Here is a 4,632-nt window from a genome sequence, read left to right on the forward strand (position 1 = left end):
CGTGCAGTCGATGATCTGCATGTGCCGGTCATGGCCTTCGGGCTGCGCGTGGATTTTCTGGGCGCGCTTTTCCCCGGTTCTGCCGCACTGCTGGCGCTGGCGGATGAAATGCGCGAAGTCCGCACGATCTGCCATTGCGGCAAGAAGGCCACGATGGTGATGCGCAAGGATGATCAGGGCAATGTGCTGGCCTCAGGCGATCAGGTGGTGATCGGTGGAAACGACCGTTACGTGTCTCTGTGCCGGCGGCACTGGCGCGTGGAAATGGGTGATCACGCGGGTCCCGACAAGGAGTGACCCGCAGCCTTCATCTTGGCTGGAAAACTCCCGCCGGAGGCTCCTGCGGTCCGCCAGAAGAACCGTCATGCGCTAATAAAAACTCTGCGGATCGATATCGATTGCCATGCGCAGGTTTGCTGGCAAGCGGAACTGCCCGGCCCATTTGACAAGTGCCTGTTGCAGAGGTGCCGCCTTGTCCGCCTTCACCAGCAACCGGACACGGTGGCGCCCGCGCACCCGCGCGATAGGGGCAGGGGCCGGTCCAAAGACCTGCGCCCCGATCTGGCGCAAGGGGGCATCAAGGCGCGCCATTTCCGCGCCCAGATCAAAGACCTCTTGCACGTTCGGGCTGCTCAAAATGATCCCTGCCATCCTGCCATAGGGCGGCACACCGGCCGCTTTGCGTTCCTCGGCCTCTGCTCGCCAAAAGCTTTCCTCGTCGCCCGCCAGAATAGCGCGGATCACATGATGCTCCGGCTGATAAGTCTGCAACAACGCTTCACCGGGGGTTTCGGCGCGCCCTGCACGGCCCGCGACTTGCCGCATCAGTTGAAATGTACGCTCGGCGGCGCGCAGATCGGACCCTTGCAAACCAAGGTCGGCGTCGATCACACCCACCAAGGTCAGCAGGGGAAAGTTGTGCCCCTTCGCCACAAGTTGCGTCCCGATGATGATATCGGTGCCGCCTTCGGCAATCTGCTCGATATGTGCTTTCATTGCGCGGGCAGAGCCATAAAGATCGGATGACAGCACAGCAATCCGCGCATCGGGGAACAGGGCCGCCACCTCTTCGCCCATCCGCTCGACACCTGGGCCAACGGCGCTCAACCGGTCCTCGGCCTGACAGCTTGGGCACACGGTGGGCATCGGCTTGGTCTCGCCGCACTGGTGGCACATGAGCCGCTTGAGGAACCGGTGTTCGACCATCCGCGCGTCGCATTGATCGCAACCGATCTGATGACCACAGGCGCGACAAAGCGTGATCGGCGCATAGCCCCGACGATTCAGAAAGATCAGCGATTGTTCACCCTTGTCCAGCCGCGTCTGGATCGCGGTCCGTAGGGTGGGTGATACCCACGTCCCACCCGGCACATCTTCGACGCGCATGTCGATTGCCGCCATCTTCGGCATCACCGCAGCACCAAAACGCGACGTCAGCTCAAGCCGCTGATACTTTCCGGCCTCTGCATTCGCCCAGCTTTCAAGGCTTGGCGTCGCCGAGGCCAGCACAACCTGCGCCCCGTTGATTGCCGCACGCAGCACCGCCATATCGCGGGCGTTGTACAAGACCCCGTCCTCTTGTTTGTAGGATGTGTCATGTTCCTCATCGACAACAATGAGGCCAAGGTTCTGATAGGGCAGGAACAGCGCCGACCGCGCACCGACAACCAGTTGCGCATCCCCCTGCCCGACCATGCGCCAACACCGGCGGCGCTCGGTCATGGTTACGCCCGAATGCCATTCGGCGGGTTTCATCCCAAAGCGGGCCTCGACGCGGTTGATGAATTCACCGGAGAGTGCGATCTCTGGCAGCAGGACCAATGCCTGACGCCCCATGCGCAGACACTCGGCGACGGCCTCCAGATATACTTCGGTCTTGCCTGATCCTGTCACCCCCTTCAGCAAGGTCGTGCCATAGCCGTCGCTGCGCAATGCCGCGCGCAAGGTCGCGGCTCCGGCAGCTTGGTCGGCGCTGAGCTCTTTGCCACCATAGTCAGGATCAAGCTGCGGATAGGGCGTGTCGCGGGGCGCGTCCTCTTCGGAGACCGCACCCAGTTTGACAAGGCCCTTCACAACGGATGTGCCTACGCCCGCCATCTCGGCGACCTCGCCCAAGGTGAACGACAGCCCGCCATAGTCGCGCAGCACGCCCAGCACCTTTTCGCGGGCATCTGTCATGCGGTCGGGCACCGTATCGCCAAGCCGGTAGACCTTGCGCATGGTTTGCGCATCACCAAGGCCGGGCGCACGCGTCGCAAGCCGCAGCATCGCAGGCATCGGTGTCAGCGTATATTCGGCCGCGCGCGTCAGAAAAATGTGCATCTCTTCGCGCATCGGCGCGACATCAAGGACACGGATGATTGCACGGATTTTGCCGATATCATAGTCGCCCTTGCCGCCTCCCCAGACTACCCCCAACACCTTGCGCGGGCCCAAAGGCACCTCGACGAATGCCCCCAGATGGCATCCGCCTTGCGGCGCCTTGTAATCAAGCAACCGATCCAGCGGTTGGGTGGTCACAACCCCAACAAGGTCACCTTCATGGAAAAAGCTGTCCGTCATATTCCGCCTTTGAGGGTTTCCGCCGTGTTGCGGATCAGGTAAACGCTGAACCAACAAACACCAACCCACGCGCGGAGTGAAGAGATGAAGTTTTTCGTAGACACAGCCGAGATCGACCAGATCAAGGAACTCAATGACCTCGGGATGGTAGACGGGGTCACCACGAACCCGTCGCTGATCGCCAAATCCGGTCGCGACATTCTGGAAGTCACCAAAGAAATCTGCGACATGGTCGCGGGGCCCGTGTCAGCCGAGGTTGTCGCACTTGACGCCGAAACCATGCTGGCTGAGGGTCGCAAGCTGGCCAAGATCGCCGATAATATTGCCGTGAAGGTGCCACTGACATGGGCTGGCCTGAAAACCTGCAAGACACTGTCGGACGAAGGCATCATGGTGAACGTCACCCTGTGCTTCTCGGCCAATCAGGCGCTTCTGGCGGCCAAAGCCGGTGCGACCTTCATCAGCCCCTTTATCGGGCGCCTGGACGATCTTAATATGGACGGTCTGGAACTGATCGAGGACATCCGCACGATCTATGACAACTACGGGTTCGAGACGAACATCCTCGCCGCGTCGATCCGGTCGGCCAACCACATGAGCGAATGCGCCAAGATCGGTGCGGATGTGGCGACAGCACCGCCCGCCGTCATCAAGGCGATGGCAAACCACGTACTGACAGACAAAGGCTTGGATGCATTTATGGCGGATGCCAAAAAGGCCGGCATCAAGATCATGTAAGTCAAGATCGGGTAAGGTGGATCACGATCCACCTTACACCCCACATGGGTGGGCAAAAGTGCCACGCCGCGGGACTTGTCCGCAAAAACCCTGCGACAAAGCCTGCAAGCCTCTGCTAACCTGACAAAAAACGACAAACAGAGCAGGCTCATGAATATGAATATTATGGCCGATGATCTTCGCGAGAAGATCATCGCAAACCCCAATGTCCTTTTGGAAGACGCCGACGTCATGCGCGCACTCGTCGGTGCCGACACGGACCAGACGACCGGCAATATTGTCGACCTGCGCTCCGTCGCGATGGAACGGCTCGAAGCGCGGTTTGACCGCCTTGAAGACACACACCGCAATGTGATCGCCGCCGCCTATGACAATCTGGCCGGCACCAACCAGATCCACCGCGCCATCCTGCGGATGCTGGATGCTAGCACGTTTGAACGCTTTTTGTCCGATCTATCAGGGGAAGTCGCCGACATCCTGCGGGTCGATGCCGTCCGGCTGGTGCTGGAAAGCAACCTGCAGAATTCCCACAAAAGTGCCGGTGAAGCAGTGGCCATCATGCCCGAAGGCTTTGTCGAGGGTTACGTTACCCTTGGCCGCAACATGCCTGCCCGGCAAATCACATTGCGCGAATTTCACAAAGTCGGTGGCAGCCTTTATGGTGCGCGCGCCGAATACATCAAATCAGAGGCGTGCCTGAAGGTCGACCTTGGCCCGGATCGCCTGCCTGCGCTGCTGGTCATGGGCAGCGAAGACCCGCAGCAATTCACGCCGCAACAAGGCACCGATCTGCTGACTTTCTTTGTTGGCGTCTTTGAACGGGTCGTGCGCCGCTGGCTGGCGTGACGCCATGATTGCACCTGCTCTGTCAGACGCACTGGGCGCTTGGCTTTCAGGCCAGCGCGCCTTGGCGGGTGCGGCAGAGAACACGCTGAAAGCCTATCAGACTGACGTGCTGGGGTTTCTGGCGTTCATGACCCAGCATAACGGCGGCAGTCAAGGGTTGGCCCCGATTGCCCGTGTCACGGTTCGCGATATGCGCGCATGGATGGCACATGAGCGCGGTCGGGGCGTAGGTGCGCGGTCGCTGGCGCGGTCATTATCAGCAGTAAAGTCATTCTATCGCTGGCTGGCAGAGCGTGAAGGGTTCGAGCCCACTGCCGTCCTCTCGACCCGCGCACCGAAGTTTCAGCGCAAACTGCCCCGCCCGTTGGAAGTGGATGCTGCATCGGCGATGATCGCGACCGTTGAGTTGCAATCAACCGAGCCTTGGATTGCGGCACGGGATGCCGCTGTGGTGACGCTTCTTTATGGCTGTGGCCTGCGGATATC

At 60.5% G+C, this 4,632-nt stretch carries 4 protein-coding genes and 1 pseudogene; 4 read left to right on the top strand and 1 reads right to left on the bottom strand.

From position 1 onward, the window contains the following. Positions 1 to 297: pseudogene (locus R6T97_RS02990) on the top strand (thymidine kinase); the annotation flags it as partial. Between the two features lie 72 nt (positions 298 to 369). Here the strand turns inward: R6T97_RS02990 and R6T97_RS02995 are convergent. Further along, positions 370 to 2,562 carry a primosomal protein N' gene (locus R6T97_RS02995; RefSeq protein WP_410347827.1) on the bottom strand — a complete coding sequence of 731 codons (2,193 nt, stop codon included), beginning with the start codon at positions 2,560 to 2,562 and terminating at the stop codon, positions 370 to 372. Between the two features lie 84 nt (positions 2,563 to 2,646). Between R6T97_RS02995 and fsa the strand changes: the two genes are divergently transcribed. From fsa to R6T97_RS03010, 3 genes are all read left to right on the top strand, one after another. After that, the gene (fsa, locus tag R6T97_RS03000) at positions 2,647 to 3,300 is read left to right on the top strand and encodes a fructose-6-phosphate aldolase (protein ID WP_410347828.1); all 654 of its coding nucleotides are present in this window, start codon (positions 2,647 to 2,649) and stop codon (positions 3,298 to 3,300) included. Positions 3,301 to 3,450: 150 nt separating this feature from the next. Next, positions 3,451 to 4,146, top strand: coding sequence for a DUF484 family protein (locus R6T97_RS03005; RefSeq protein ID WP_410347829.1), 696 nt, complete (start codon positions 3,451 to 3,453; stop codon positions 4,144 to 4,146). A 4-nt stretch (positions 4,147 to 4,150) separates the two neighbouring features. After that, a partial coding sequence (locus R6T97_RS03010; RefSeq protein ID WP_410347830.1) for a site-specific integrase occupies positions 4,151 to 4,632 on the top strand: 482 nt, incomplete at its 3' end.

Origin of the sequence: Yoonia sp. (assembly GCF_046498525.1) — a bacterium.
GTDB lineage: Bacteria > Pseudomonadota > Alphaproteobacteria > Rhodobacterales > Rhodobacteraceae > Yoonia.

What these genes read in the sequence shown, in the direction of transcription:
- R6T97_RS03005 (WP_410347829.1), top strand. Translation starts at nt 3,451, where the DNA reads ATGAATATGAATATTATGGCCGATGATCTTCGCGAGAAGATCATCGCA.
- R6T97_RS02995 (WP_410347827.1), bottom strand. Translation starts at nt 2,562, where the DNA reads ATGACGGACAGCTTTTTCCATGAAGGTGACCTTGTTGGGGTTGTGACC.
- fsa (WP_410347828.1), top strand. Translation starts at nt 2,647, where the DNA reads ATGAAGTTTTTCGTAGACACAGCCGAGATCGACCAGATCAAGGAACTC.